This is a genomic window from Staphylococcus sp. EG-SA-17 (assembly GCF_017151845.1).
Taxonomy (GTDB): Bacteria; Bacillota; Bacilli; order Staphylococcales; family Staphylococcaceae; genus Staphylococcus; species Staphylococcus aureus.
The window spans coordinates 1-468 of sequence record NZ_JACVZO010000098.1 but is presented as its reverse complement, the minus strand read 5'-3'; the positions used below and the strand labels follow the sequence as shown (position 1 = coordinate 468).

The window sequence follows — 468 nt, the reverse complement described above, 5'->3', positions numbered from 1 at the left end:
CTCAAGGCATGTGGAGTGTGTGGCGTTGTTGCGTAGAAAGTAAGGCTGGAGTCCTTATATCTGGCTGAGCTTAATCTCTGGTAATTTTGAGGGGGCTGACCCATTAGTCCCTTTTGAACCAAAAAATCGAAGGCACCCGTGAAAGATGTCTTCGATTTTTGTTTTTTTTGGATGAAATATAGAGGATTTTCCCCCTATATTTGGTTTTGTATGATTGTTTTTCCCTCATATTTCCTTACTCTAGTTACTAATTTCCTAAAATTGTGCGCAAGAAATACAAGTCCCATTTCCTTAAAAATTTTTTCAGCTCCTCGGACATGGAATCTTTTAAATTTCATATTTTGTTTAATGTTTCCAAAAACTGTTTCGACATCTATCTTTCGCTGCGCATAGTATGAGGCTGTTTCTTTGCTTTCTATCTTTTCATTCGCTTTTATTTTTATATATTCCCAGGTTGGATTAATATTC

At 36.1% G+C, this 468-nt stretch carries 1 protein-coding gene; it reads right to left on the bottom strand.

What is annotated here, in order from left to right:
- Window positions 1–194: 194 nt before the first annotated feature.
- Window positions 195–468 (bottom strand): transposase (locus tag IDG65_RS14230; protein WP_206174220.1); only part of this gene is annotated, 274 nt, incomplete at its 5' end.